This window comes from Novosphingobium sp. 63-713 (assembly GCF_001898925.1).
Lineage (GTDB): Bacteria > Pseudomonadota > Alphaproteobacteria > Sphingomonadales > Sphingomonadaceae > Novosphingobium.
This window is the reverse complement of the sequence record NZ_MKVS01000005.1, coordinates 232,644-258,980: the sequence shown is the minus strand read 5'-3', so window position 1 is coordinate 258,980 and position 26,337 is coordinate 232,644. Positions and strand designations below refer to the sequence as shown.

Genomic DNA, 26,337 nt, shown 5'->3' with positions numbered 1-26,337 from the left:
GCTCAAGGACAAATGCCATGGCTTCTTTATCGCGACGTTCGCTTATCGTCCGGTCAACGGCTCTGATCGGGGCGGGTCTGGTGCCCGAACTTGTCAGAGCAGCGACGGGCAAGGGGCAACGCCGACCCAATATCCTGTTCATTCTGGCCGATGATATGGGTTTCGCGGATCTCAGTTGCTATGGTCGGCGCGATTATGCCACGCCCGCGCTCGATGCTCTGGCGGCCGGGGGACTGCGCTTTACGCAGGCCTATGCCAATTCGGCGGTCTGTTCGGCCACGCGCACGGCGCTGATCACCGGGCGCTATCAGAACCGGCTGCCCGTCGGGCTTGAGGAGCCGCTGGGCCAGCGTCCGGTCGGCCTGCCGCCCAGCCACCCCACGCTGCCCTCGCTGCTGCGCCAGGCGGGCTATGGCACGATGCTGATCGGCAAATGGCATCTGGGGGCGCTGCCCGATTATGGGCCGCAGCAAAGCGGGTATGATCATTTCTGGGGCTTTCGCGGCGGCGGTCTGGACTATTTCACCCACAAGGCTTTCGGCAAGGCGGACCTGTGGGATGATGCGCGCCAGATCGACCAGCAGGGCTATCTGACCGACCTGCTGGGCGCCAAGGCGCGCGAGGTGATCACGGACCATGCGCGGCAGGACAAACCCTTCTTCCTATCGCTGCATTTCAACGCGCCGCATTGGCCTTGGGAAGGGCCAGAGGATGTGGCCGAAGCGCGCCGTCTGGACGAGAGCGGCAAGCCCATGGCCATGTTCCATTTCGACGGGGGCAGTGCGAAGATCTATGCGCAGATGGTCACGCGGATGGATTACCAGATCGGCCTGATCCTCAAACGCCTTGAGGAACTGGGCATGGCCGAGAACACGATCGTGGTCTTTACCAGCGACAATGGCGGCGAGCGCTTTTCCGACACCGGCCCGTTCACCGGGCGCAAGACCGAACTGCTCGAAGGAGGGCTGCGCGTGCCTGCTATCATCCGCTGGCCCGGCGTGACCAAAGCGGGCAGCGTGAGCGAGCAGACCATCATGACGATGGACTGGTTGCCCACCTTGCTTGCCGCCGCCGGGACCACACCCGATCCGGCCTTTCCCTCTGATGGCGAAAACCTGCTGCCCGTTCTGCGCCGCCCGGATCAGGCGCATGAGCGCAGTTTCTCATGGCGCTATCTCAACCTCAATCAGGAGGCCTGTCGCAAGGGCGACTGGAAATATCTGAAAATCCTGAACAACACTTTCCTGTTCAACGTGGTCGATGATCCGCAGGAGCGGGCGAACCTGAAGGAGCGGATGCCGGAAAAATTTCGCGCAATGCAGGCCGAGTGGCAGAAGTGGAACGCCCAGATGCTCCCCCTCGATTATGACGCAGGGACCAGCGGTTTTACCGGCGCGCAATTGCCCGATCATTTCGGCATAGAAAAGACTCAGACATTCGTGCGGCCCAAGTGAGGCGCGGCGCGCGCTCTCGGGCGCCAGGCTGAGCCGGAGGGCGCGCCGTTTCCTTCACTGCAGGAGCCACATCGGGGGCAAGGGCAAAAATTTTTTGCCCCGGATGATTTTGACCGCAACTTTTTGCTGAGCGCCGACGAAACCGTTTGTGAGGGGCGGGGGAAAGCCCATCCCCTTCAACCGATTTCGTATTGGAGCAGAGCAGATGAAATTCCGTAAGAACCTTGCCGTTTCGCTGGCGCTCGGGCTGCTGGCCGCCTCGCTTCCGACCCCGGGCTTTGCCGCCCTGCCGCAGGGCGCCGCCGCGCCCAATTTCACGCTGGATGCGGCAAAGGGCGGAAAGACGTTCAATTTCACGCTCAACCAATCTTTGCGCAAGGGGCCGGTCGTCCTCTATTTCTTCCCGGCGGCTTTTACGCCCGGCTGTACGGTCGAAGCGCATCTCTTTGCCGAAGCCACCGACACATTCCGCAAGATGGGCGCCACGGTCGTGGGCGTGACGGCGGGCAATGTTGAGCGCGTGGCCGAATTTTCCAAGGTGGAATGCCGCGATAAATTCGCTGTAGCCGCCGATCCGGGCGCCAAGATCGCCGCTGAATACAAGACCACGATGACGTTCAAGGACCGTCTTCTGTCGGAACGCACCTCCTTTGTGATCGCGCCCGACGGCAAGATCCTGCTGAGCTATACCGACGGCAATCCGCAGGCCCATATCGAAAAGACCATGGCCGCCGTGCGCGAATGGAAAGCCAAGCACGGCTGATCGCTGATCGGGTCCCTCTCTGTCGTTACGAGGCTTTTGATGCTTGTTGCCATTCTCTCCGCCTTTTTGGGCGGGCTGATCCTCAATTGCATGCCCTGCGTCTTTCCGATCATCTCGTTAAAGGCGTTCGGCCTCGTGCGGCAGGGGGGCGATCCGGCCCTGCTGCGCCGCGAAGGTCTGGCTTTCATGGCCGGTTCTGTGCTGGCGATGTTGGCGCTGGCGGGCGTGCTGCTGGCGCTGCGGGCCGGGGGCGAGGCGGTGGGCTGGGGGTTCCATCTGCAATCGCCGATGATTGTCGCGCTGTTGGCGCTGGTGATGATCGGTTCGGCGCTCAATCTGATGGGCCTGTTTGAAATCGGCCTTGGCCTGCAACGGGCCGGGCAAAGCGTCAGCGGGCGCGAGGGCCTGACCGGGGCTGCCCTGACGGGCGCGCTGGCGGTGGTGGTGGCCACGCCTTGCGCGGGGCCGTTCATGGCCGGGGCGCTGGGCTTTGCCCTGGTTCAGCCGCCGCTCGTGGGCCTTGCGATCTTTGCCGCGCTGGCGGTGGGTGTGGCCGCGCCGTTTACCGCGCTGTGCTTTTCGCCCGCGCTGGCCCGGCGTTTGCCGCGTCCGGGCCCGTGGATGGCCACGCTCAAACATGCGCTGGCTTTTCCGATGCTGGCCGCCGCCGCCTGGCTGGTCTGGGTGCTCGATGCCCAGACGGCCTCGGCGGGCCTGCCCTTCATTCTGGGCTGCGCGCTGCTGCTGGCATTCAGCGCGTGGATCTATGGCTTGGCCCAGCGCCGCGCCATGTCGGGCAAACCGGCACGCACTCTGACGCTGACGGCGCTTACGGGGCTGGCGGTGATTGGCGGGGCCTTTGCCATGCCGGGGGCCGCGTTTGAAACACAGGCGCGCAAACCGACCGTCACGGCCGCCCGCGATGATCGCCCGATCCGCTGGTCGCCCCAACAGGTCGCGCTTCAGACCGCCGCAGGCAGGCCGGTGTTCGTCGATTTTTCGGCCGCATGGTGCCTGACCTGCAAGGTCAATGAAAAGGCGGTCCTCTCGACGCCCGCTTTCAAGGAAGCGATGGCGCGGACCGATACAGCCTTTATGATTGCCGACTCCACCAATTATGATGCGGGAATCGAAAAAGCGATGAGCGATCTTGGCCGAACGGGTCTGCCGCTTTACCTCGTCTATCCGGCGGGCGGGGGCAAACCGGTGATCCTGCCGCAGGTGCTGACCAAGGATCTGGCGATCAAGGCGCTGGAAGCCGCCGCGCGCGCAAAGGGCTGATCCTATGCCTTACCTAAGGATGCGATAGGCCCAGCGTGCCCGGCGGCCTTCCCCCCGAAAGCGAGTGGCCCGCATGGATGCGGCGGGCGCAGGACGGCGACCATGCGGCCTATCGCATGGTACTGCGCGCGATTTTGCCTGCCATCCGCCGCATCGCCGCGCGCCGCATTTTCGATGAGGATCTGGTGGAGGACGCGGTGCAGGACACGTTGATGACGATCCATCGCCTGCGCCACACCTATGACCCGGCGCGGCCGCTGATGCCATGGGTGGGGGCGATCGCCGTGTCGCGCGCGATTGATGTCCTGCGCCGGTCGGGCCGGACGCGGCGGTTTGAGATCATGGATGACGAAGCGATGGATGCCGCCGCCGACCATGCCTCTGCCGATCCGGGCGAGGCATGGGGCAATGAACGCGAAGTGGCCCGTTTGCTGGGCCGTTTGCCGCAAAGGCAAAGGATGATGGTGGAAATGGTCAAGCTGAAAGAGATGAGTCTGGATGATGCGGCGGGCGCAAGCCGGATGTCCGTTTCGGCGGTCAAATCCCTGCTCCACCGCGCCCTTGCCCGGCTGCGCGAGGATGGAAATGCCTGATATGCGCGATTCTGAAGCCCTGATTGAGGCGCTGACCCACGACCTGCGGCCCGTTGCCCGGGTGGCGCCGGTGTGGCGGCGGGTGATGGTTTGGGCGCCGGTGGCGCTGGGGCTGGGCTTTCTGGCCACGCGAATGCTGCATCGTTTCGCCACCGACTGGGCATCCGCCCATGCGGTGATTTCGGCGGCCAATGTGGCTTTGTCGCTGACGCTGGGTCTGGCGATCTTCGCCGCCTCCCTCTCGATCAGCATGGCCGACGGACGGGTCCGGGGCAAGGGCTGGATCATGGGCGGATTGGCCGCATGGCTGGTGCTGGCCATGGTCAGCATGGCCCTGTCGCCCCGGTTGATCAGTTTTCAAAGAGGCGTGGGCAGTTACTGCTTCACCTTTGTGCTGACCGCGGGCGCGCCGATGATCCTTGTTGCCATTGCCGCCCTGCGGCGCACCCGATCCCTGAATCCCGGGCGATCCTTGACCGTGGCGGGGGCGGGGATTGCCTTCATGGCCTTTGGCCTGCTGGGTTTTTGTCATCCGGCGGAAATGTCGATGACGGATTTTGTCGCCCATCTGCTGGCGGCTTTGGTTTTGGGAGGGATTACGGTTCTGGCGGGCCGCCCGTTGATCCGGGCCTGAAAAACGGGCGCCCGTTGCCGCTAGTGGTCTGATTTCGACATTCGATACCGCTGGAGGCAAAGCTGTGCTCGAATGTCGAAATCTCTATGGACCACTAGAAACTCATGATTCTAGTGGATTTTACGGTTTTGACATTTGCAGAGCCATCCCGGCCGACAGGGGATGCAAATGTCAAAATCAATCCACTAGCCGGTCGCCTGTTCGGCCAATTCGCGGCCCAGCATCCGCGCAAGGATGCGCCTTGCCCGGATCGCGCCTTCGTCAAAGGGCAGGATGGCCGGTTTATGCGCCATGAGATCATTGGATCGCATCCGGCTGCGCACGGCCGCGATCATCGGCTCATCCTCAAATTCAAAGGCGTTTTGCGTGCCTTGGTGCAGCATGGCCGAAACCTGCTCGCTGTCTTTGGCGCTGTTCCTGCCCGCCGCCCAGAAATAGCGCGTGGCATTCTCGCCCTGCGGGACCAGCAGATGCATGACCACCAGTTGCGGATCATCCCCAGCCGCGCTTTCCCCGCGCCCCATGCTGGTTTTCAGCGAGAGGCGGGCGGGTGCCTGCCAGACAATATCGGCCACCATATTCGCCCGCTCCGGGGCATCGGGCCACAGCAATTGGAACAGGCCCGTCACCGGCTCCTCCCTGATCGTATAGACCGAGCGGACCTCATCGCCCATCTGTTCACAGCGATAATGCGTGCGGGCCGCATTGCCCGGCGAGGCGAGGAAGGGATGGAGAAACTCAACATGGGTCAGGTCGAGCAGATTGTCCGTAACCAGCTCGTAATGGACCCGCACATCAAGCTGTCCATGGACCCACGTCAGGCCGGGATCGTCGAAAAGCGGCAGGTCGGGCAGGGGGTGACTTTCCTCGCCCCCTTCTGCGCCCATCCAGATCCATAGCATGCCATAGCGCTCGGCGACCGGAAAGGCGCGGACGCGTAGCGCCGAAACGGTGGCGCCATGGCCATGCGGATTGTGGACGCATCGCCCCGCCCCATCGAATTCCAGCCCGTGATAGCCGCAGACGATCCGGCCATTGCGCGACTTGCCCCGGCTTAAAGGGGCAAAGCGGTGGGGGCAGGCATCATGAAGCGCCTTGGGCTGCCCGCCTTCGCCGCGGAAAAGGACGATGAACTGATCCAGCATGGTCAGTTCCATCGGCGCATCGCCCAGAGCGGCGGACCATGCGGCCGGATACCATGCGTTGCGCAGGAATGTCATGCTTTCCTCTCCCGATTGTCCCGTCGCCGGGCGATGATGGCATCAAGGCTCCACGCGCCGCCCCCGGCCAGCGCCAGATAAAGGAACACAAAGCAGAACAGGATGGCCAGATCCCCCTGATTGACCACCGGCATCCAGCCATCCTTCATGGCCAATCCGGCGGGGAAATGGATCATCCAGTAGGCGACCGCCATCTCCCCGCTCAAAACAAAGGCGACGGGGCGCGTGGCAAGGCCCAGCACGATGGCCAGACCGCCGAAAAATTCAAGACAACCCGCCAGCCCGGCAAGGCTGAAGATCACCAGCGGGCCGGGGTGATGTACACTGGCGGGCCACAGGAACAGCTTTTGCACCCCATGCTGCATGAAGATCAGACCGGAGACGATGCGCAGCAGGCCAAGGCCGATCCGGACCGGCGGGTTCATATCACCACTCCGTGATAAAGGGGCCATAGGTGGGGCTGCGCCCGCCCGTTTCCTCGGCCACAATGCGGTTGGTCTGGCGGCCCAGACCGGTGATCTCGCTTTCCATCACATCGCCCGGTTTCAGCCATGCATTGCCCCACATCGCCCCATTGCCCGGCGGCGAACCGGTGATCAGCAGATCGCCCGAAACCAGTCGGATGCGTTCGGAGGCATAGGACAGGATCTGTTCGGGCTGAAAGATCATGTCGGAAATCGGCCAGTCCTGACGGATCTCGCCATTCACCTTCAGGCGGATCTGGACCTTGTTGCGGTCGACAAATTCCTTGGGCACGGCAAAGGGGCCGAAGGGTTTGAAATTGGGCTGATGCTTGCTGACCCAATCATACATGAAGCGGACATCGGCGCGGCGGAACTCGTCCACGGTGCCAATGTCATTGACCATGACATAGGCCGCGATCAGATCGCCTGCCTCGTCCGGGCGGATATAGCGGCCCGTCCGCCCGACGATGGCGCCGAATTCGAGCTCCCAGTCGGGATGCTGCCCGATCAGCGGCAAAGGCACATCCTCATTGGCGCCGCAGAGCGAGGAATGCAGGCCGGTCCAGAAATAGGGCATGCCTTCGCGCGCGCGCCGGTCGATTTCGCCCAGGTTGCGCTCAAAGAACGCCTCGTCGCTCTCGCCCGCGATGCGCTTGTCCTGATTGAACTTGTTGAAGGTCATCATCTCGGCGACATGCTGGCGGTAATTGGACCCGGCGCACAGCAGGTTGGGATGGGCCAGCACCGGCAGGATGGTGAGCGCCCGATAGTCATGGGCATGGCGATCCTGACGCGCGGCCACGTCATTGGCCAGATTGGAGGCGCGCGCCCAATCCTCAAAGACGGCATGGGTATCGCGGTATTCCTCGGCCAGACTGTAAACCCCGCCGCCGGGCACCACCACGCCGGGGAAGGCCGCGCCATCGCCATCGCGGAACGTGCCGATGCCAAAGGAGCCGGATACCAGCCCGGTGATATCGTCAATGCCCTCAGGCTCGGGCGCAGCGGGAAGGGGTTTGAGAAAGCTGTGGTCTGTCATGGTATGACCTCGAGTAAATGGTTGTAAAACAAGACGTTCAGGAAAAATAACGGTCGGGCGGGTCCGAGCTCCACACATCCATTTCGACGTCATGGACATCGTGAATGCGGGTGCCGTCCGATTTGCGCAGGCGGTCGGTGTCGGTGAAGGTTTCGAAGCGATTGCGGTCCGGGTCGCGCCAGACATCGAAAACATGGCTGCCATGGGGATGGCGCCCTACGCCCCAGACCAGATCATAGCCGCGCGATTCCAGATAGCGGTGCGACATGAACTGGGCTTCGAAATCCTGCGCTTCAAAGCTGATGTGGTGGCAGTCGGTGCGCCCATCCATGCTCTGCATCAGCGCGATGCAATGGTGATCGACCAATTCCTCGCCATGGTCGAGGCGCAGGAAGCCGATGATCTGGACATGGGGCAGGCCCGGCACGTGGTAGATGTCGCTGGGGATCAGGCCCAGTACATCCCTGTACCACGGCAGGCTGGCGAGAAAATTGGGGACGAACAGGCCGATATGGCCCAGCCGGAACAGTTTGGCCGGGGCCATCGGGCGTTTGGGTTCAAAGCGCCCCTCGCGCGGATAGGCGAGCGGTGAGTTGATCTGCCACGCGGGATAGGCGGGCAGGGCCTGTTTCGCGCCGACGCCATGGACCAGATCCACGCGAAAACCGTTGGGATCGCTCAGCGTCACGCAACGCCCGCCACCCGGCAGATCAAGTTCGGCGATGCCTTGCGCGCCATGCGCCGCGATGGCCTCCTCCAGATCGGCCGGGCTGGCCACTTCAAAGGCCAATCCGATGAATTTGGGCTCCTCGGCGCGATAGGCGACATAGGCAAAGGCGTCGCCGCCCTGCGTGGCCATGACCAGACGCTCGGCCGTATGCTCGACGGTGATCAGGCCGAAGTCCTGCGCGAATTGTTCGGTTTGCGCCAGATCGCGTACATGGAATGTAACATGGTGCAGCTTGCGCAGCATCACGGCCTCTCTCCCCGGTTCCTGTTTCGCGGCGCGGCCATACTGCGCCTGCGGTGTCCCGGCATTCATCGGCCAGTGGGCAGCAAGCGTCCAATCGAATATTGGAGTTGCTTGGTATAACTAAGGCTGATACAAAGCCCCATGCGATTTGACGGGCTTGACCTTAACCTGCTGGTGGCTTTCGAAGCCCTGATTGAGGAGCGCAATGTTTCGGCGGCGGCGCGGCGGCTGAACCTGACGCAACCGGCTGTCACCGGCGCGCTCAACCGGTTGAGGGATTATTTCCGCGACGATCTGCTGGTGCTGCACGGGCGCAAGATGCAGCCCACCCCCAAGGCGGAGGATCTGTCAGGTCCTGTGCGCCGCGCCCTGCTGCAAATCCGGGGCGAGATCACGCGGGCGGGCGATTTCACCCCGGCCACGTCCAGCCGCCATTTCCGCATCATCGCTTCGGATTATGCCTATACGATCGGGCTGGCCGATCTGTTCGTGCGCGCCTCGGCGCTGGCGCCCAAGGTGACGTTTGAGGTGATCCCGCCCAGCAGTCAGGCCTCGGAAAGGCTGGAGCGGGCCGAGGTGGATGTGGCGATCACCGTGCATCCCTATGTGAACGCCAAATATCCCTCGATGGAATTATGGCGCGACAGCGACGTTATCATCAGTTGGCGCGATGCGGGCTATACGACCATCACCGAGGATATATTTTTCGAGGTGGGCCACGCCGTTTCCACCTTTGGCCCTGACCGCCGCCCATCGGTAACCGACGAATATATCGCGAAAATGGATCGTGAACGCCGGGTCGAGGTTTTGCTGCCCAGTTTTGGCGATCTGTGTCGCGGTGTTGTGGGCACGCGCCGACTGGCGACCATGCACCGCCGCTATGCCGAATATTTCGCGCAGGTCTATCCCATCGCCATTCACGAAACGTGGCAACCCTTCCCGGAGATCATCCAGATCGCGCAATGGCACAAGGTGCGCGACAGTGATCCGGGCCTGCATTGGATCCTGCGCCTGTTGAGCGAAATTCAGGCATGAGGACGGGGGAAGGGCATCGCCTTCCCCCACCATATCATCAGAATTTATAGGACACGCGGCCGCCAAAAGTGCGCGGCGGGCGCAAGGTGGTGGCATAAAAGCTGGTCCCGGGCGTGGGGAAAGCCTGAGAGAGCAGCGTCTTGTCAAAAATATTGTTTATATACAGGCCCAGCGACAGGCCCGAAGAGCGCAGGCTGAAATTGATCTGTGCATCGGTCAGCCAATAGGCGCCTTGTGTTTCGACCGGCGCGAATTCCATGCCGATCACCGTGGCGGTCTGGTAATGCGCCTTGGCATTCAGCGTGAATTCGCCAAAAGACACCGGCACATGCTGTTCCAGCCCCAGATTGAGCGTCCATTCCGGGGCATTGACGGGCCGCCTGCCGCCGCAATCAATGATATAGGCGCCCGAACCGACAAAGCCCGCCGTGGGGCATGAGGTGCCGTTAAACACCCCGCCGTTCGAATTGGGGCTTTGAAAGGTGAACTGGTCATAGCTGGCGTCGAGGTATTGCAGGTCGGCCGACAGGGTGGTCTGCGCCGTGGCGGCAAAGCGCGCCTCCAGTTCGAAGCCCTGAAACGTTGCGCGGCCCACATTTTCGGTCACGAAGGTCGGCACACCCGCCACGGTCAGCAGGTGGCTGATCTGTTGATTGCGGTATTTCCAGCGAAAGAGTTCAAGGTTCAACTGGACCCGATTACCCCAGAAACGGTTCTTGGAACCCAGCGTGACGGCCTGAAGCGCCTCGGGATCGAAGGAACCGCCCGCGCCGTTCGGGCTGTAATAGAAGCCGCCCGCCTTGAACCCGGTTTCAAACGAGGCATAGACCAGATTGCGCGGCGTAATGTCCCAGTCCGCGCCCGCGCGCCATGTGAATTTGCCAAAGCTTCGGGCCTGATTGTTGGTAAAGACGGTGGCCGACTGGATGACATTGGGGGCATTGACCACATCGGGCAGCCCGCCATAGGGCGCGGCCCCCAGCGTGGGAACCAGCACCGAGGGGAAGGCGCCCAGGGCGGCCGGTGTCGGGCCATAGGGCAGCGAGGGCGCGGTGGGACAGGATGCGGCCGTGCAGATGCGGGTCAGAGACACGCGGCTGCCGGTAAAGTCCTTGTCTTCCCATGTCTGCCTGCCGCCGATGGTCAGCCGGATGTCGGGCGTTACGGCATAGGTCAACCGTCCGAACAGCGCCTTGCTGGTGGTGTTGAGCAGCATATCCTTGTCATATTGCGCGTTCCAGTTGGACGCATAATCGCCATAGGGGCCATAGGTGTGATCGTGATAATAGAAGGCGCCCAGCAGCGCGCGCAGCGGCTTTGACTCGGGCGTGGCAAAGCGCGCCTCCACGCTGGTCTGGGCGTTGCGTTCGACCGCGTTGACCTGAAAGCCCGGCGTGAAACTGTTATAATTCAAATGGCCTTCGCGATAGGACGGCAGAATGGTCAGCGTGCCAAAGTCGCTGACCCATTCAGCCGATCCCGCGATCCCGAAAAAATTATTGCGCAAATAGGGCTGGAAGCCAGACGGGAAGGGCTGAAACGGTCGGCCCAGCAGGCCCGCGCGCTGGCTGGTGTAAAAAGCCTGTCCCTGGGGCGAGAAGATGCCGATGCGGCTGTCAGGCGATATGGTTGCCGCCGTGGCAACGCCTTGCGGGGCCAGCAGCGGGGTCATGCCCACGCCCCGTCCGCCCTGATCGAAATAGTCGGCGATCAGATTGAGGTGGACCGCGCTGCTCGGTTCAAAGCGCAAGGATCCGCGCAGGCCGACATCGTCCTGATCGTCGGTGCCGTCATTCATATAGCCGTCGTGCTTGACGCGCATGGCCGCGATCCGCGCGGCTGCCCTTTCGCCGATCGGGACATTGAGGGCGGCGTCCAATCGCAGCGCCGCGTAATTGCCGACATCCACCCCGGCAAAACCGCCCCAAGCCCCCAGTTGCGGCTTTTGCGGCAAGACATTGATCGCACCCCCGGTGGCGTTGCGACCATAAAGCGTGCCTTGCGGCCCTTTGACCACCTCGACCCGTTCGAGGTCATAGAAAAAGCCCGACGTGGCCGAAGGACGGCCAAGATAGACGCCCGCGAAGTTGAACGCGATGGCGGAATCGGAAAAGGCATTGCCGTTGAAATTGCCCACCCCGCGAAGATAGAACAGGTTATAAGGCCCCGCCGCAGGCGCCACCTGCAACGAAGGAACCACATTGCCCAGCGCCGTGGGCTGGGTGATGCCGGTGTTTCTCAATTCATCGCCGCCGATGGCCGAAACGGCAATGGCGGCCTTTTGCAGGCTCTCGCTGCGCCGCTGGGCGGTGACGACAATGTCCTGAATGGCCGGCCCGCTGTCGGTCTCCGTCGCGCGGGCCAGATCGGGCATGACCAGCGCCAGCAGGCTGGACGCGATGAAATAGGCTGATTTCATGTCTCTCTCCCCATTTTGGTTTTTGCTCTTGTGGCAGGCGATGAAATCACGCGATCCGATCATTCGTCCAATCATCAGTTGGGCAATCAGAAATCATTTTTATTGATAGTTTGACGCAGGCTCATTCCCGCCCGCATGAGTCACATAGAGGGCTCAGACCCAGCAATTGCGCCGCGTTCAGTCCCAGCAGGCGGGCCTTGACCGGATCGGGCAAATGCGCGTGAAAACCCAGCGGATCGGGCTCGCCCATGTCGAAGGGGTAATCCGTGCCCAGACACAATTTGTCGGCGCCATGGGTGTGTACCAATGCGTCGAGCTGATCCCGGTCGAACACCAGTGTGTCGAGCCAGACCTGGCGCAGATAGGAGGACGGCTCACGCGTGATGAACCGGCGGCAATCATCGCGCGCGCGATAGGCATGATCCATCCGCCCCCAATAGGCGGGCAGATAGCCGCCTCCATGGGCCACGCATAATTTCAGCCGCGAATGCTGTTCCAGCACACCGCCGAAAATCAGATGGCTGAGCGCGATGGAGGATTCGAGCGGATTGCCGATGATATTGTCGAGATAATGTTCGGCCAGACGCGCGCCATGGGTAAAGCCGAGCGGGTGCAGAAACAGCAGCACGCCCAGTTCCTCGGCCGCCGCGAAGAAGGGCCGGAACGCATCCTCGGCCAGCTCGCGCCCCGCCACATTGGTGCCGATCTCGATCCCGCGCAGCCCCAGATCACCCACACAGCGGCGCATCTCCCGCACCGCCATTTCGACATTCTGCAGCGGCACCGTGCCCATGCCCACCAGCCGGTCGGGATGCTGCGCCACTGCCGCCGCGATCCCGTCATTGACCATCCGCGCGGCATCGCGGCCCAGTTCATCGGGGGCGAAATAGTAATATTGGCCGGGCGAGGGGCTGATGGCCTGCACATCGACGCCAAGCCGGTCCATATCGGCCAGCCTTTCGTCAATGCCGTTCAATTTGCGCCCGATGGCGGCGAAAAGCTTGGCATTGGTGGCCATCGAGGCCGCAGACATGAAGGCCAGTGGATTGGGCGGATTTTCGACCTCGGCGCGGATCAGCGCTTCGGCGGCGGCAATGTTCATGTGGCAATGCAGGTCCACCACCAGATGCCTGCCCCGCTGCGCCACAGGGATCGGCGCGCGCTCAGGCCCGCAGGCGCAGAGGTGATCGCCGCTCATGCCTCGGCCTCCAGCATGGCGGCGATGCGGCGGCGGACCTTGACCGCGGGGCCATCGGATTTGACCAGCAACTCGCGCTGGATCTGCGATGCGGCATCGACATGGGGTTCGACGGCCTCGATCGCGTCAATGTCCTGCTGGCGGATCTTCTTGTCCGATTCCAGTTGGAAGGCATCGAGCACCTCGTCATCAAGGCGGAAATTGCGATTGGCAAAGCCGAAATAATGCGAACTCGTTGCCGTTTCCGGAGTGATGCCATGCAGGATATGCAGATGGCCCAGTGCGGATGGCACATGATCATGCCCCGGCACGCTGGTGAACAGCGGCATATTGGTGCGGATCAATTCGGGGCCATAGAAATCGGTGATGGATTCCCAGTCGGCCAGCCCTTCGTACCTATGATCGGCGCCCCATAACAGATCGTGGAATCCGCCCCATGGCAGTTTGCCGCTGCGGATCAGGCGATAGCTGCGCTCGCGCTCTTCCTCACGCATGGGCATGGCCTTCATCGCCTCGCCGCCCGCGATATGGTGGTGCAGATAGGGCAGGTGGGTCAGGTCCATCAGATTGTCGATCAGCAATTGTGCCCGCGCCCGGATGGTGAAATGGTTGGGCGAACTGTAGCGCCACCCCTCGACCCCCAGCCCGAAATCCGCATAGGGCGGGATCAGATCCGGGTCGCACCGATCCGCATCCCCCATCCAGATCCAGCAGAGCGGGCCGCGTTCCTCGACCCGATAAGTGGGCTGGCAAAAGCCCGCGCCCGTGCCCTGTGAAGGGATGGCGCTGCATTTACCATCCGCCTCAAACACAAAGCCGTGATAGCCGCAGACCAGCGCATCGCCCTCCACCCGGCCCTTGGCCAGCGGGAAATAGCGGTGCGGACACAGGCCATACATGACCACCGCCTCGCCCGCCTGCGTGCGATAGAAGGCCAGCGGCTTGCCGAGGATGGTGCGGCCAAAGGGTGTGCGCGTGATTTCTTCGGAAAAAGCCGCGATATACCAGCGGTTCATCACAAAGGGCTGCGCCTTGCCAAACGGGTACATGCCTCTTCCTTTTTGTGGTTTTATAGGATTTTCGTCAGTTTAGCGGCAGGGCTTTTGAAATTAAAATCAATCTTGGATGATGAAGGTATCACCATAATCTATGGAGTGGCCGCGCCCGCGCCATTGACCGGGCATGTCATCGCGTGACGGATCTCGCTTTGACGCCAAAATCGGAGTAGCTTGACCCTCAGGCGGGCCGGAGAGCACCGTGACGGGCAGAGAGGAGCGGCAGCCGCCGGTGGATGACAACCAACTCATCGCCACGATGTATGGCGCGGTCGGCGAGGAATTGCGCTGGACCGCCGTTCTTGATGCGATAAAAATGCGGTTGGGCGTGGCCAGTGCCGTGTTTCAGAGCTTGGTTGCCGACAAGGACGACCTTGTCCCCTTCCTTTGTCGGCGCGACACATGGTCGACGCAGGAGGCCGAGCGCCACGATGCCTGGGCCAATTCGCCGCTCAACCCTCGCTTTCGCCGCGATACCGAACCGCAGGGGCAGGACGAGATCGAGAGCGACCAGCGCAGCCTTGCCTTCACCGCCGCCGACCGAGAGGCGTTACGTCTCGGTCTGGCCACCTGCGGTCTGGGGCCGGGGTTCTGGCTGGGGTGCAAGACCGCGCCGGGCGAACATACGACGATGATTTTTCATCGCCATGTCGGCGACGGGCGCGACATGACCGAGGCCGACCTGTATTTTCTGCAACAACTCCTGCCCCATTTCCAGCAGGTTTCGCTCCTGCTTGCCAAAATGGCCGGATATGACGCCCGTCTCGCCATGACCGAGGCTTTCATGGATTCCACCAGCCTTGCGCTGGTGGCCTGTGACCGGGATCTGGGCCTGCAATGGATGAATGCCGCCGCCGAAAGGCTGATCGACACATTGCCGCAGATCGCGCGCTCGGCCGGAAAGTTGCGCCTTCGCGCGATGGAGGCCGACCAGATGGTCCGGGAAACCATCCGGGGGCAGAAGGGGGATACCTGCCGCATTGCAGGGGATGAGCCTGCGCAAGTGCTGCATCTGCGCGTGCTGCGCCGTGATGCCGTTGACCGCCGCCGTCCGGGCAACAGCCTCGCGCTTGTTGCGCTCTGCTCGCCCGGCACAGCGCCCAGCATCAATGCGGCCGAGGTGGCCGATCTGTTCGGGCTGACCATGGCCGAGGCGATGCTGACCACGCATCTGGTGGGCGGCATGACGGTCAAGGATTTCGCCGCCCATCGCGGCATTGCCGAGGGCACGGCAAGGATGCAGCTCAAAAGCGCGCTGGCCAAGGCGGGCGTGGGGCGTCAGGCCGATCTGGTCCGCCAGGTCTGCCAGTCGCTCGCGCGGCTCTAGGGCGGCCGGGGCGGCCGAGGCGGAATGCCGCGGCCCCGGCCGCTCCCATCAGAAGGTCACGTTCAGCTTGACACCAAACTCACGCGGCGCGCCATAGAACTCGTTCGAGTTCAGTTGCCCGGTGATATATTGCTTGTTCGTCAGGTTCGTGCCCCAAGCCTCGACCTTCAGCCTGTCGTTGAGCTTGAGCGTGACAATCGCGGAAAGCAGCCCGCGCGCACTGAGCCGGTCCGACAGCGGCGAATAGCCGATATAGGTGAATTGCTCACCCACATAGGCATAGTTCACCCGCGGCGTCAGCGTCACCTCGCCGCCCAGCGACAGTTCATATTCGATGCCGCCCCCCCACGTCAGGCGCGGCGCATAGAGGTTGGGGCCGCCGCCCGTGGTCTGGATAAAGGGGCGATAGTCAAAGCAGAGCGGGGGCGAGGAGGGCTGACCGGCCGGGCATTGCGGGCCGAGATTAGTGCCGCCCAGTTGCCGCGTATTGACGAAGGTCACGCTGGCCAGATGCGAATCCACAAAGGCGACATTGGCGTCAAAGCCCAAGCCGCCAAAGCGCCCCTGCACCTGCGCCTCGACGCCCTTGATCTTGACCGTGGAGATGTTCTCCACGCCCGAAAAGCCGGTGCTGGGCTCGACCACGTTGAACTGGAAATTGGAGTATTGGTTGTAGAAAGCGCTGAACTGGGTGCGGATGCGGTTGTGCAAAAAGGCTGATTTCCAGCCCGCCTCATAGCTGATCACGCGTTCGGGGTCGAAATTGGACGTAGGCGAATTGAAGCCGCCCGGCTTGTAGCCGCGCGCGACCAGCGCATAGAGGAGGTTGTCGCGGGCGATCTTCCAGTTGAGCGCGAATTTGCCGGTTGCCAGCGAGTCCTTATGGTCGCCTGCCAGCGAGGCCACGGCGAGGCCGCCCGTCGGAAAGCCGGGAATGCCGCGCCCGATCGTGACATCGCCATAGCCGGTCGCCTTATAGGTCGAATAGCGCGCGCCCAATTGCGCCTCAAGGCCCGGAATGATCTCGTAATTGCCCTGCGCGAACAGGCCGGTCGTCGTGCGCTGATTGCCGCCGATGATGTCGGTGGGAAAGCCGCCTTGGTCCTGAAGGATGCGGATGCGGATATCGTTGCGCTGGAAATAGCCGCCCAGAATCCAGTCGAACCGCCCCGCCGTGGGAGATATGATGTTGATTTCCTGCGTATAGACCTTTTCGCCCGCGAAATAGTTTTCCGCCACGCCGCCCGGCCCGGCCGAAGCATCGACATCGTTGAGCGCATTGATCCGCTTATTCTGATAACCCGTGACCGAGCGCAGCACGATCCCGTTGGCCAATTCCTGTTTCAGCTCAAGGCTGGCCTGAAAGGCGCGTTCGCGGTTGGCGACGGGTGTGTCGAAGCTGAGTGTGCGGATATCGCCCACGCGGTAGGCATCAAAGGGCGTGCCAAGGATCGGGCGATAGGCATAGCCGCCTGTGTTGCGATCATTGAAGGACACTTTGGCGATGGCCTGAAACGATCCGGGCTTCCACATGGCGGTCAGGCGGCCGCCGCCTTCCTGCAGCTTGCCCGCGTCCGTGGGCACCGGGCCGACGCTGGTGTAATAGCTGCGGTGGCTGCGATAGAAACCGGCCGCGCGCAGCCCGAATGTGTCGGAAACCGGCAGATTTACCGCGCCTTCGGACTGGAACGAATTGTAATTGCCGACGCCCACCGTCGCATAGCCGCCCAGCCCCTTGCTGAGCTGCGGGTTCTGCGTGTTGATGAAGATCGCCCCGCCGGTGGAATTCGACCCCACCAGCGTCCCCTGCGGCCCGCGCAGCACTTCGACGTTGGCCAGATCGTAAAAGCTGTTCCCCTGCACGATCGGCGGCTGGAACAACCCATCGACATAGGTGGCGACACCGGCCGTCACGCTGGGCGAATTGCTGGCAAGGCCGATGCCGCGAATGTTGATCGACTGGGTAATGCCGCCATCGGAGATCGAAAGGGCCGGGCTGGCATTTTGCAGATCGGACAGGTTGGTCACCGCTTTGGCAGCCAGCGAGCCGGAATCGAAGGCTGTTGCCGAGACGGCCAGATCCTGCAGCTTTTCCTTGCGCCGCTGGGCCGTGACGATGATGTCGCCGACGCCTTGACTGGCGCCCTCGGTTGCGGGGGCTGCTTGCTGCGCCAGACCGGCATCCGGTTGGAAAGCAAGGGCAAGCGCAAGAGCGCCCCCCAGCATAGAATGAAGTGTCATATTTCCCTCCCTTTGTTTTATGTTGTTAGGATTGGGGCTTCCACGCCGAGGCGGCGGCCAGAAATGCCAGCGTCTCCTGGCTCACTTCGCCGTCCTGCGGCGGGAAATAGCTCAGCTTGACCACCACGGTCCGGCTTGCCGGATCGATGTAGACATACTGCCCTTGCAGCCCGATGGCCGAATAGGCGGGCGAATTGGCCATGGTCCACCATTGATAGCCATAGCCGCCTTCGGGGCCGTCTTCCGGTCCGGCGGGGGCTTGCGCCGCCTTGACCCAATCGGCGCTGACCACGCGCTTGCCGTTAATCACCCCCTCGTCGAGCATCATCTGGCCAAAGCGTGCCCAGTCGCGCAAGGTGGCGTTGAAACCGGCGCCGCTGAACTCGCGCCCGGTGCCCGGTTCGCCATCCATGATGTAGAACCCGTCCGCCTCGGTGCCCAGCGGTTCCCACAGCTTGCGCGCGGTATAGGCCGCCACCGATCCGCCGCTGACCCTCTCGATCATCCAGCCCAGAACGGCGGTGTCGATGGTCTTATAGGCAAAGACCTCGCCCGGCTTGGACTTGCGCTTGATCGTGCGGGCCACATCGGCAAAACGCGCGACATTCTTGACCAGCGCGTTGATATGGTTGCTGGCCGCGATGCCGGGGTTGGCGAAATCATAGCGCTCCTCATAATCGACGCCCGAGCGCATCTGGAGGATCTGGCGGATGGTCACGCCATCATAGCCGCCGCCCTTCAATTCGGGCAGATAGCGGGTGATCGGATCATCGAGCGAGGCAATCAGGCCGTCCGCCAGCGCCGCCCCGACCAGCGTTGAGGTGATCGATTTTGTCATCGACCAGCCCATGAAGCGCGTTCGCTCGTTCGACCCGTTGCGATAGATCTCGGTGACGATCCGCCCATCCTTCATGATGAGCAGCGCGTTGGTATAGGTCCGCTCCAGCGCTTGCTGGGCGGTCCAGGTCTTGCCCGCGAAGGAATAGGTGAAGTCCATCGGCCGCTCGACCTTGGGCAGGGGCGAGGGCGCCCCCGAATGGCCGACGAGGCGCGTGGTGAACAGTTGATCCATGTTGCGGAAGGCGAAAGAGTTCACATCCGCATCGTTCATGTGCCAACGCATGACCTGCGTGGCCACCGGCACGTCGGAGCGGACCTCGCCCTTCAATTGGGCCGGAAGTTGCTGCTGGGCCCAGACCGTCGTCGGCCCCGCCAGCAAACCAGCCATCGCGCCCACGGCTAGACGAAATGCAAAAGTCATGTTGATCCATCTCCCTGCGGCCCGGCTTTCATGAGCCGCCGCTGAGCCCATATTGGCGCGCGCTGGGGAGGGGCGCATGAACCATTTGGTATATGCGATATCAATTTTTATGGATGGCGGATGCGGGCGCGATGATGGCGCAGCGCTTTTATGCTTGCTTGCCCGGCCTCGCTCCGCCGGGCGCCCCCTGAAAGCTTATGCGCTCTCAGGGGGCTCCTCGATCAACCTTCCTTCTGCGTCACAAGCACCGACCGGTCCCCTTCACTGGCGCTCAGCAGATCCTGACCCTTCTGGCTTAGCAACATGCCGATCAGCGCGGCCAGCGGCCCGCCGCCGGTTCCTTCGCCATGGTCCTGGCCCGTGTTGATCTGGATCCGGGGCACGATATCTACGCCCGACTTCTCCAGCGCCTCGGCAAGTCGCTCGACGATCTGGCGCGTCAACTGGTTATGCGCGCCGCCTGAGGCTTCGGCCTGCCGTGCGATGGTTTCGGCGGTGGCAAGGCCGGTCTTGGTGATGCGTTCGGCGTCGGCTGCGGCCAGAGCGATCATCTTGGCCGCCTCGCCCTCGCCGATCAGGCGGACGCGGTCGGACTCGGCCTTGGCCTGCATCCGGGTCTGCTCGGCCTGCTGCGTGGCCTGACGCAGGGCCGCCTTGCCCTCGTTCTCCTTCACAATGATCGAGAGTTCGGACTGGGTGATCGCCGTCTGCTGGTTGGCCTTGGCCTCGGCCTCGCGCAGCGCCTTTTCGCTTTCGGCGGCGATGCGCTGCTTTTCATAGGTCGCCACGCGCTCCTCGGCCACCTGCCGCTCGCGCAATTGCTGCAGCACCTTTTCGATCTGATCATTGCCCCGGCCCGCACGCGGCGTGCCGATCAGGACCTCCTGAAGCTCAAGGTTATAGGCGCCGAACTTGGTGCGCATTTCCTCGCCCGCCTGCTGCTGAATGTCGCTGCGTTCCTGAAGCAGTTCGATCAGCGTCTTCTTCTGGGCGATATTCTTGAAATAAGCCGACACCATCGGGTCCAGCGTCTGTTCGACCAGCTTCTTGATGTCGCCGAAACGCTGCACCACCAGCGGCGCCTTGCGATAGTCGATATGCACGACGACCGAGAGCGGCAGCGTGGGTTCAAAGGCATCGCGCGTGATCAGCGAGACTTCGGACAGGTTCTCGTCGAACTTGTGCTGGCCGACGGTGTCCTCTTCCCATTTCAGGATGAAATTGGTGGTGGGCACGATCAGGATCTTGCCCGCATAGGTGTTGAACGCATATTTACCGGGCAGTAAAGGCTCGCTCCACACGCCGCGCGATCCGCGCGCGACCAGCTCGCCATGGCGGTAATCCTCGCCCGATGTGTCGCCCGTGTCATTGCCGGTATAGCTGATGACGACGCCGACATGGCCGACCTCGATCACCGTCTTGGCCACCATTTCGACCGTGGCGAACAGGCGGTTGATGTAATAGCTGCCCTCGACCAGCACCTGAAGCTGTCGCCCGCGACGGCCGCCCGCCGCGATGAACTTTTCGGGGTCCTGAAAGCTGTTGTGGAAATGGGCCGCTTCGCTCTGCTGCGTGCCCACCTCGGGCGCGATGATATGATCCGCGTTCAGCGCCGGGCCGTCATGCACGGTCACAATGCCGATCTGGTCGGAACTGTCCTTGATGACCACGGCTTCGAAGCCGCCTCGCCCGGCAATGACGGTCTGCATCTGGCCAAACAATTCGCCGTCATTGGCGTTGAGCATCAGGCCGTAGATCTGATCGCGGGTGATGATGACGAATTGCGCGGTGTTGATGGCATAGGTGCCCTCGCGCAGGATGGTGCGTTGAGGGCCTTTCTGGCCGCCCTTTGAAAGGAAGGCACGCACGTCAAGAAAATCGGCCGTGGCGGCATTGCTGGCCAAAGTCTGCGTGGGGGCCAGCGGCGAGCCGTCGCGGGCAAAGACATAGCCGATCTGACCCTGCGGAATGGTCACCAGCGACTGGCTGTGGACGCGATATTGAAAGGGAAAGAAGAAGTGGTAGCCGCCGCGCAATACTTCGGGTTGAAAACCGGCCTCTTCGCGCAGGGCTATCAGGCCATCATTGATCGAACCGGCGCCGCTCCACAGTTTTTCAACAATGGCGACACGGTTATTGCCGACATAGCGCACACAACGCGAGGCGGCAAAGAGTGCAAGAACAAACACAAAAAGCCCGGCGCCGGCGCCGAGCACGATCATATTCTGCATGGAGGGTGACATCCTGTGGTGTCTTTTTAAGAAGCCGCGCAGTTGCGGCCGCCGCCGTATTTACGCCCAAACAGAATGCTGCGCTAGCGAAATCGGAACGTGACAAAGTATCCTTCAGTCGAATTTTTCACCATACTTGAGTTCGACATAATTGGCCAAAGTACGCGCCTTGTCCTGAGCGGAAATCCCGGATTCCCTTGATCGGGCCTCCAGCGCCTGTTTCAGTGTGGTCAGCGCCGCGGCGGTCTGGCGGCGCAGGGGCGCCTGCGCCCCATCGGCCCGGTCGATCGCGGCGCCTGATGCGTCGAGCAGACGTTTCAGATCCTGAACCACTTCGCGGGTCTGCGAGTCGTCGTGGTCAAGCGGCATGGCGGCGATCTGTTCGAGCAGCGCCTCGACATCGCCGTCAAAGCGGCCCCGCGCCCCGGCAAGGCTTTGGCTCAGGTCCGACCTGCTCTTGGCGGCCGGATCGCTCGCCTCACCGTGGGTGTCGGCGCGTGCGCCGCCGATGCGGTCGCTCATCGCGGCCAGAGCGATCAGCGCCATGCAGGCCCCGCCATAGATGACCAGAAACGCCCCGCCCAGCCCGAGCGCATGGGGCAGCCATCCCGCCCATGTCCCCGGCGCATGGCCCATGGCCGCATCGGCAATCAGCAAGAGCAGGTAAGCGGGGGCCAGAAAATGAATCGCCATACCGGCCATGAAGCGGCTGCGGGAAATGCGCTTCACTTTGCCGGTGGCAGGCATCGGAGCAGGGGCCATGCGCGTTCTTTCAGAATTGCACGAGGCTCAAGGTGCCGATTGCCGGAAATTTATACAAGCATGGCGAGCATGAAGCCCACCGCTTAGTGCCCGGGGCAGCAACCCCCTATCGGCTTCAGTGGTCGCCCCATAATGCCCGCTCCTTTCCGTCGGGATCGTTGAGCAGCGCGGGCGATCTATTGAGGTCCATCGTGGCCCGCTGATCCGGCTTGTAGGTGGGCCACACGGGCAGGCCATGGGCCGCAGGCGCGCCGCCCGCCACGAAATGTACCATGGCGCGATGCAGGGCGTCAGCCATTGGCTGATCAACGGCGGAAAGGCCAAAGAGGTTGGCGATGCCCTTTGTCTGCAGATGGTTGAAGGTGAAAGGCACGTCGAGCACATGGGGCGAGAGGCCCTTGAAAGGCCCGCCCGGCGCCGGATAGGTCAGGCGATAGCGCCAGACCGAGGCGCCGTTGCGGGCATGGGCCTCGGCCATGCGCAGGCAAGGCATCCCATATTCCTCGGCCGTCAGCAGCCGCCAATGGCGTTCGGCGTCCGACAGATCGGGAAAGGCCCGGGCATAGGCATGGTCGAGGGCGGCCATCCGCTCCATGCTTTCATTCGCCACCGACTGCGAGGACAGCGGCCCGCCGGCTGTTCCGGCGGGCAGGAACAGCCGGCTTTCATCGGCGTTGCTGCCAATCAGCATGGGGACGCGGGGCGCTTTGTCCGCGCGGATGCGGTCGAGCGGGACCATGGGCAGCGCTGCGCCATCGACCATCGGGCGAAAGGGGAAATTGCGCGGCCATGCCGCTTTCGCCGCCGCCTGCGCGGCCAGGATCTGATCGACGCTCGCGCCGAGCAGGCGATCGGCCCCGCCCAGCTTTTCCGCAAAGAGGCGTGCAAATTCATGAGCTTGCCCCTTGGTATGGACGGTTTGCCCGCCTCCGCTGAACACCACCGCGCGGGCATAGAGACCATCGGCCGCAGGCATACCGATCAGCGTACCGACATTTTTGCCGCCCGCTGATTCTCCGGCAATTGTGATGCGGCGCGGGTCGCCGCCAAAGGCGGCGATATTGGCCCGTACCCAACGCAGCGCCAGAATAAGATCGCGCACCCCATGGTTGGCGCTGCCCTCATAATCGGGGCCGAGCAGGCCGCCCAATTCCATGAAGCCGAGAGCGCCCAGCCGGTAATTGGCGGTGACGCAGACAACACCATCAGCGGCAAACCTGTCGCCCGCAATCAGGGGTTCGCCGCTCCATCCGGTCTCATTGGCGCCGCCGTGGATATAGAACAGCACCGGATGAGGCCCCGACGTGGCGGGCGCCCAGATGTTGAGATGGAGGCAATCCTCGCCCATGCGTCCCGCAAAGGGGGCCATGCCCGGCAATTGCGGCGCCACGGCGGCGGGGCTGGTGGCATCCAGAACGCCCGGCCAGTTGCGGGCCTCGAGGGCCGGGCGAAAGCGGGCGGCGCGGCCATAGGGGATGCCGGTAAAGACACGGATGCCGTCCTCGACGCGGCCGCGCACCATGCCGTGTCGGGTGGCGAGGGTCAGTTTGGCGGCATGGGCCGCCTGCAGTCGGCCCGCCACAGGGACGGCGGCCAGCAGGCCCAGCATTGCCCTTCGGTCAAGCGCATAGACCATATCCGATTTCCTTTCCTCTGCCCGATGATTCTCTGGTTTTGTATACACAGAGGTTCTTTTGGGTTGAAAGATTGGAACGGATCAAGGATAAATCTCCGAGGATCGGAATCTTTGTGCGCAAAATGGTTGGAAAATCGATTTCCTGCATACATTGCAGCGATTCCGGTTTGACAGCGCTGTAAACCTGAAATACCTCTCCGCAAAGGAGGCGCTGAACTGCATGCGTTGATCGGGGTTTCGGCCTTGATTGCATACATTAAGGCAGGCGGCGGGGGATGAGTAACTTCTGAAAAGGGATATCCAGGCCGGCCTGGCGATGCGCCGGTGGGCATGGCGATATCCTCTTTTAATGCATTGAAAACAAAAAATATTGGGAGACGGATTATGAAAACCAAACTCGCCATGTCGATTTCGCTCGCCAGCCTGATGCTGGGTCTGTCGGGCATGGCCCATGCCGCCACCGCGCCTGCCAAAGGCGATCAGAGCGCAGGCGTGGTCGACATCGTGGTGACCGCGCAAAAGCGCAGCGAGCGCCTGCAGGACGTGCCCGTCGCGGTCAGTTCGGTGAGCGGCGAAGTGCTCAAGGCCGCCAATCTGAGCAATATCACCGACATCCGCTTTCTTGCTCCCAGCGTCCAGTTTGCCGAATCGAACAGCGTGCGCGGCGAAGGTTTCGCCATTCGCGGCGTGGGCACTTTCGCCTTTGCCGATGGCACCGAACAGAGCGTGAGCGTGGTGGTTGACGGCGTGGTGCTGGGCCGTCCGGGCATGGGCACGGGCGATCTGGCCGATATTGCGCAGGTCGATATTCTGCGCGGGCCGCAGGGCATGTTGTTCGGCAAGGGCGGTTCGGCGGGCGTGGTGTCGATCACCACCAAGAACCCGGTCCAGAAATTCGAGGCCAGCGCCCGCGCTTCCTATGGCACGGACAATGAGACCAAGCTGGAAGCGATGGTCAACCTGCCGGTCAATGACAAGCTGGCCTGGCGCGTGAACGGCTATTTCAACCACCGCGACGGCTTTATCCAGAACGTGTATACCGGCAAGACGCTGGGCGGCCAGTCCGAGGGCGGTTTCCGCACCAAGCTGCTCTACAAGCCGAGCGATGATCTCTCGGTCCTGCTGGCACTGGATTGGGGACAGCACAATTCGGATTGCTGCCAATCGGTGATTGTCGGTACGACGGGCGCCTCGCCGACCAATTATGTGGTCCAGCGCATGAACGCCTATAACATCGTGCCCAGCCTCGACAACCGCAAGACCAATGTCGGCGGGCCGGTCTATCTCAACATGGTGCAATGGGGCGGTTCGGCGGAAATCAACAAGTCGATCGGCGATTACACGCTGACCTCGATCACGGCCTTCCGCCGCTGGATCATCCATGACAACACCGACACCGGCTTTACCGACACGCCTTTCTTCCCGATCAACGGCGCCGATGAGGCCCAGCAGCAATTGACGCAGGAATTGCGCTTTGCCTCGCCCAAGCGGGGGTTGGTCGATTATGTGGTGGGCCTCTATTACTTCAACCAGAACCTGAAGGCGGCCTATCCGCAGCAGGGCCAGCTTGGCCTGCCCGCATCGAGCGCGATTTACAGCCGCAAGGCCCAGCCCGATATTCAAACGCTCAACTATGCCCTGTTTGGTCAGGGCAACATCAATCTGACCGGCAATTGGAAGCTGATCGTGGGCGGGCGCTATACGCATGACGATCTGACCATGATCAACTACAATCGCACGCTGGTCAGCCCGACCGACAATCCTTTCCCCGGCGCAGCCCCGCTGGCCTTTGACCAGACCAATTATCCCAGCAACCGCAAGGCCGACAATTTCAGCTACAAGCTGGGCACCGAATACAAGATCACGCCCGATGTGATGGCCTATGCCACCTATTCGCGCGGCTATAAGGGGCCGGGCATCGGTCTGGTCAGCGGCTATGCGCTGGGGCAGCCGCTGTTTTCGAACCCGGAAATTCCCACCAACTATGAAATCGGCCTGAAGAGCTCGTGGTTCAACCGCAAGCTGGTGTTCAACATTGACGCGTTCCACACCGACATTCAGGATTTCCAGACCCAGGTGGCCACGCCCTTCATCTTCAACGGCACCAATCTGGCCATTCTCCAGATCGCCAATGCGGGCAAGGTGCGCACGCAGGGCGTGGAAATGGACTTTACCGCCCGCCCGACCCAGCGCCTGACCATCGGCGGCAACATGGCCTTTATCGACGCCATCTTTGCCTATTTCCCCAATGGCACCTGCAACTATTCCGCCCAGCCCGGATGCTTTGTCAGCACCACCATTCCGGGCACATCGACCACCGTTCCGGCCACCAGCTTCATGAACAACACCGGACGCACATTGCCCAACAGCCCGAAGTTCACCTTCTCGGTCAATGCCAGCTATGACGTGCCTGTCAGCGCCTCGATGACCGGCTTTATCAGGGCCAATTACAACTATCGCAGCTCGGTCAACTTCAGCGCCAATGGCGATCCGCTGACGGCCCAGCGCGGCTATGGCATTGCCGGGGGGCAGATCGGCATCCGCGACGCCGACGGGCGGTGGAGCGCGGCGGTCTTTGCCCGCAACCTGTTCAACACCAAATTTGTCACCGCGATCAGCAACAATGGCAGCTATCAGACCGCATGGCTGACCTCGCAGGCGATGCGCACGGTGGGCGTGACCGTGGACGCCAAGTTCTAAGGTCCAAACAGGATCAGGCCCCCGGATCGGGATCCGGGGGGCCTGATTGCT

General features: G+C 62.4%; 20 protein-coding genes. 8 read left to right on the top strand and 12 right to left on the bottom strand.

Translation table 11 applies throughout. The annotated features are described in order from the left end of the window. The first annotated feature begins 17 nt into the window (after positions 1–17). From BGP00_RS02190 to BGP00_RS02170, 5 genes are all read left to right on the top strand, one after another. On the top strand, positions 18–1,454 hold the full coding sequence (locus BGP00_RS02190) for a sulfatase-like hydrolase/transferase (protein WP_292921719.1): 1,437 nt from the start codon (positions 18–20) through the stop codon (positions 1,452–1,454). Between the two features lie 205 nt (positions 1,455–1,659). Then, positions 1,660–2,217, top strand: coding sequence for a peroxiredoxin (locus tag BGP00_RS02185; protein ID WP_292921721.1), 558 nt, complete (start codon positions 1,660–1,662; stop codon positions 2,215–2,217). Between the two features lie 39 nt (positions 2,218–2,256). Beyond that, complete coding sequence (locus tag BGP00_RS02180) at positions 2,257–3,498, top strand: thioredoxin family protein (RefSeq protein WP_292921723.1); 1,242 nt, start codon at positions 2,257–2,259, stop codon at positions 3,496–3,498. A 35-nt stretch (positions 3,499–3,533) separates the two neighbouring features. Next, the gene (locus BGP00_RS02175) at positions 3,534–4,091 is read left to right on the top strand and encodes a sigma-70 family RNA polymerase sigma factor (protein WP_292921725.1); all 558 of its coding nucleotides are present in this window, start codon (positions 3,534–3,536) and stop codon (positions 4,089–4,091) included. 1 nt (position 4,092) lies between these two features. Continuing rightward, positions 4,093–4,725, top strand: coding sequence for a DUF1109 domain-containing protein (locus tag BGP00_RS02170; RefSeq protein WP_292921728.1), 633 nt, complete (start codon positions 4,093–4,095; stop codon positions 4,723–4,725). Positions 4,726–4,910: 185 nt separating this feature from the next. Here BGP00_RS02170 and BGP00_RS02165 read toward each other — a convergent pair whose 3' ends face one another. Genes BGP00_RS02165 through BGP00_RS02150 form a run of 4 tightly spaced genes read right to left on the bottom strand, consistent with a single transcriptional unit; the run spans position 4,911 to position 8,490 of the window. Beyond that, positions 4,911–5,945 (bottom strand): aromatic ring-hydroxylating dioxygenase subunit alpha, encoded by a 1,035-nt coding sequence (locus BGP00_RS02165; protein WP_292921730.1) that lies wholly within the window; start codon positions 5,943–5,945, stop codon positions 4,911–4,913. Beyond that, entirely contained in the window at positions 5,942–6,370 is a 429-nt protein-coding gene (locus tag BGP00_RS02160) for a DoxX family protein (protein WP_292921732.1), read from the bottom strand. The genes BGP00_RS02165 and BGP00_RS02160 overlap by 4 nt, the downstream gene beginning before the upstream one ends. Before the next feature lies 1 nt (position 6,371). After that, positions 6,372–7,448, bottom strand: a complete 1,077-nt coding sequence (locus tag BGP00_RS02155; RefSeq protein WP_292921734.1) for a fumarylacetoacetate hydrolase family protein — start codon at positions 7,446–7,448, stop codon at positions 6,372–6,374. 37 nt (positions 7,449–7,485) lie between these two features. Beyond that, the gene (locus BGP00_RS02150; RefSeq protein WP_292921736.1) at positions 7,486–8,490 is read right to left on the bottom strand and encodes a VOC family protein; all 1,005 of its coding nucleotides are present in this window, start codon (positions 8,488–8,490) and stop codon (positions 7,486–7,488) included. Between the two features lie 105 nt (positions 8,491–8,595). Between BGP00_RS02150 and BGP00_RS02145 the strand changes: the two genes are divergently transcribed. Further along, positions 8,596–9,456 carry a LysR family transcriptional regulator gene (locus BGP00_RS02145; RefSeq protein ID WP_292921738.1) on the top strand — a complete coding sequence of 287 codons (861 nt, stop codon included), beginning with the start codon at positions 8,596–8,598 and terminating at the stop codon, positions 9,454–9,456. A gap of 37 nt (positions 9,457–9,493) precedes the next feature. On the opposite strand, the gene BGP00_RS02140 is transcribed toward BGP00_RS02145, so the two are convergent. The 3 genes from BGP00_RS02140 to BGP00_RS02130 form a co-directional block, all read right to left on the bottom strand. After that, on the bottom strand, positions 9,494–11,875 hold the full coding sequence (locus BGP00_RS02140; protein ID WP_292921740.1) for a TonB-dependent receptor: 2,382 nt from the start codon (positions 11,873–11,875) through the stop codon (positions 9,494–9,496). 121 nt (positions 11,876–11,996) lie between these two features. Continuing rightward, positions 11,997–13,073: an amidohydrolase family protein gene (locus tag BGP00_RS02135; RefSeq protein ID WP_292921742.1), complete on the bottom strand. Its 1,077-nt coding sequence runs from the start codon at positions 13,071–13,073 to the stop codon at positions 11,997–11,999. Then, positions 13,070–14,122, bottom strand: a complete 1,053-nt coding sequence (locus BGP00_RS02130) for an aromatic ring-hydroxylating dioxygenase subunit alpha (RefSeq protein WP_292921744.1) — start codon at positions 14,120–14,122, stop codon at positions 13,070–13,072. The genes BGP00_RS02135 and BGP00_RS02130 overlap by 4 nt, the downstream gene beginning before the upstream one ends. A gap of 208 nt (positions 14,123–14,330) precedes the next feature. Between BGP00_RS02130 and BGP00_RS02125 the strand changes: the two genes are divergently transcribed. Next, positions 14,331–15,455 carry a helix-turn-helix transcriptional regulator gene (locus tag BGP00_RS02125; RefSeq protein WP_292921746.1) on the top strand — a complete coding sequence of 375 codons (1,125 nt, stop codon included), beginning with the start codon at positions 14,331–14,333 and terminating at the stop codon, positions 15,453–15,455. Between the two features lie 48 nt (positions 15,456–15,503). Here the strand turns inward: BGP00_RS02125 and BGP00_RS02120 are convergent, their stop codons facing one another. The 5 genes from BGP00_RS02120 to BGP00_RS02100 form a co-directional block, all read right to left on the bottom strand. Then, complete coding sequence (locus tag BGP00_RS02120) at positions 15,504–17,696, bottom strand: TonB-dependent receptor (RefSeq protein ID WP_292921748.1); 2,193 nt, start codon at positions 17,694–17,696, stop codon at positions 15,504–15,506. Positions 17,697–17,721: 25 nt separating this feature from the next. Continuing rightward, positions 17,722–18,957 (bottom strand): serine hydrolase, encoded by a 1,236-nt coding sequence (locus tag BGP00_RS02115; protein WP_292921750.1) that lies wholly within the window; start codon positions 18,955–18,957, stop codon positions 17,722–17,724. A 221-nt stretch (positions 18,958–19,178) separates the two neighbouring features. Continuing rightward, positions 19,179–21,188: an SPFH domain-containing protein gene (locus tag BGP00_RS02110; RefSeq protein WP_292921752.1), complete on the bottom strand. Its 2,010-nt coding sequence runs from the start codon at positions 21,186–21,188 to the stop codon at positions 19,179–19,181. 114 nt (positions 21,189–21,302) lie between these two features. Continuing rightward, positions 21,303–21,950, bottom strand: coding sequence for a hypothetical protein (locus BGP00_RS02105; protein WP_292921754.1), 648 nt, complete (start codon positions 21,948–21,950; stop codon positions 21,303–21,305). A gap of 115 nt (positions 21,951–22,065) precedes the next feature. Continuing rightward, the gene (locus BGP00_RS02100) at positions 22,066–23,586 is read right to left on the bottom strand and encodes a carboxylesterase family protein (RefSeq protein ID WP_292921755.1); all 1,521 of its coding nucleotides are present in this window, start codon (positions 23,584–23,586) and stop codon (positions 22,066–22,068) included. Positions 23,587–23,970: 384 nt separating this feature from the next. Here BGP00_RS02100 and BGP00_RS02095 point away from each other — a divergent pair, with 384 nt between their 5' ends. After that, positions 23,971–26,286 (top strand): TonB-dependent receptor, encoded by a 2,316-nt coding sequence (locus tag BGP00_RS02095; protein WP_292921757.1) that lies wholly within the window; start codon positions 23,971–23,973, stop codon positions 26,284–26,286. Positions 26,287–26,337 lie beyond the last annotated feature (51 nt).

Excerpts from the sequence above, each read along its gene's own strand:
- BGP00_RS02190 (WP_292921719.1), top strand. The coding sequence starts at position 18 with ATGGCTTCTTTATCGCGACGTTCGCTTATCGTCCGGTCAACGGCTCTG.
- BGP00_RS02185 (WP_292921721.1), top strand. The coding sequence starts at position 1,660 with ATGAAATTCCGTAAGAACCTTGCCGTTTCGCTGGCGCTCGGGCTGCTG.
- BGP00_RS02180 (WP_292921723.1), top strand. The coding sequence starts at position 2,257 with ATGCTTGTTGCCATTCTCTCCGCCTTTTTGGGCGGGCTGATCCTCAAT.
- BGP00_RS02170 (WP_292921728.1), top strand. The coding sequence starts at position 4,093 with ATGCGCGATTCTGAAGCCCTGATTGAGGCGCTGACCCACGACCTGCGG.
- BGP00_RS02165 (WP_292921730.1), bottom strand. The coding sequence starts at position 5,945 with ATGACATTCCTGCGCAACGCATGGTATCCGGCCGCATGGTCCGCCGCT.
- BGP00_RS02160 (WP_292921732.1), bottom strand. The coding sequence starts at position 6,370 with ATGAACCCGCCGGTCCGGATCGGCCTTGGCCTGCTGCGCATCGTCTCC.
- BGP00_RS02155 (WP_292921734.1), bottom strand. The coding sequence starts at position 7,448 with ATGACAGACCACAGCTTTCTCAAACCCCTTCCCGCTGCGCCCGAGCCT.
- BGP00_RS02150 (WP_292921736.1), bottom strand. The coding sequence starts at position 8,490 with ATGAATGCCGGGACACCGCAGGCGCAGTATGGCCGCGCCGCGAAACAG.
- BGP00_RS02140 (WP_292921740.1), bottom strand. The coding sequence starts at position 11,875 with ATGAAATCAGCCTATTTCATCGCGTCCAGCCTGCTGGCGCTGGTCATG.
- BGP00_RS02135 (WP_292921742.1), bottom strand. The coding sequence starts at position 13,073 with ATGAGCGGCGATCACCTCTGCGCCTGCGGGCCTGAGCGCGCGCCGATC.
- BGP00_RS02130 (WP_292921744.1), bottom strand. The coding sequence starts at position 14,122 with ATGTACCCGTTTGGCAAGGCGCAGCCCTTTGTGATGAACCGCTGGTAT.
- BGP00_RS02120 (WP_292921748.1), bottom strand. The coding sequence starts at position 17,696 with ATGACACTTCATTCTATGCTGGGGGGCGCTCTTGCGCTTGCCCTTGCT.
- BGP00_RS02115 (WP_292921750.1), bottom strand. The coding sequence starts at position 18,957 with ATGACTTTTGCATTTCGTCTAGCCGTGGGCGCGATGGCTGGTTTGCTG.
- BGP00_RS02110 (WP_292921752.1), bottom strand. The coding sequence starts at position 21,188 with ATGCAGAATATGATCGTGCTCGGCGCCGGCGCCGGGCTTTTTGTGTTT.
- BGP00_RS02105 (WP_292921754.1), bottom strand. The coding sequence starts at position 21,950 with ATGGCCCCTGCTCCGATGCCTGCCACCGGCAAAGTGAAGCGCATTTCC.
- BGP00_RS02100 (WP_292921755.1), bottom strand. The coding sequence starts at position 23,586 with ATGGTCTATGCGCTTGACCGAAGGGCAATGCTGGGCCTGCTGGCCGCC.
- BGP00_RS02095 (WP_292921757.1), top strand. The coding sequence starts at position 23,971 with ATGAAAACCAAACTCGCCATGTCGATTTCGCTCGCCAGCCTGATGCTG.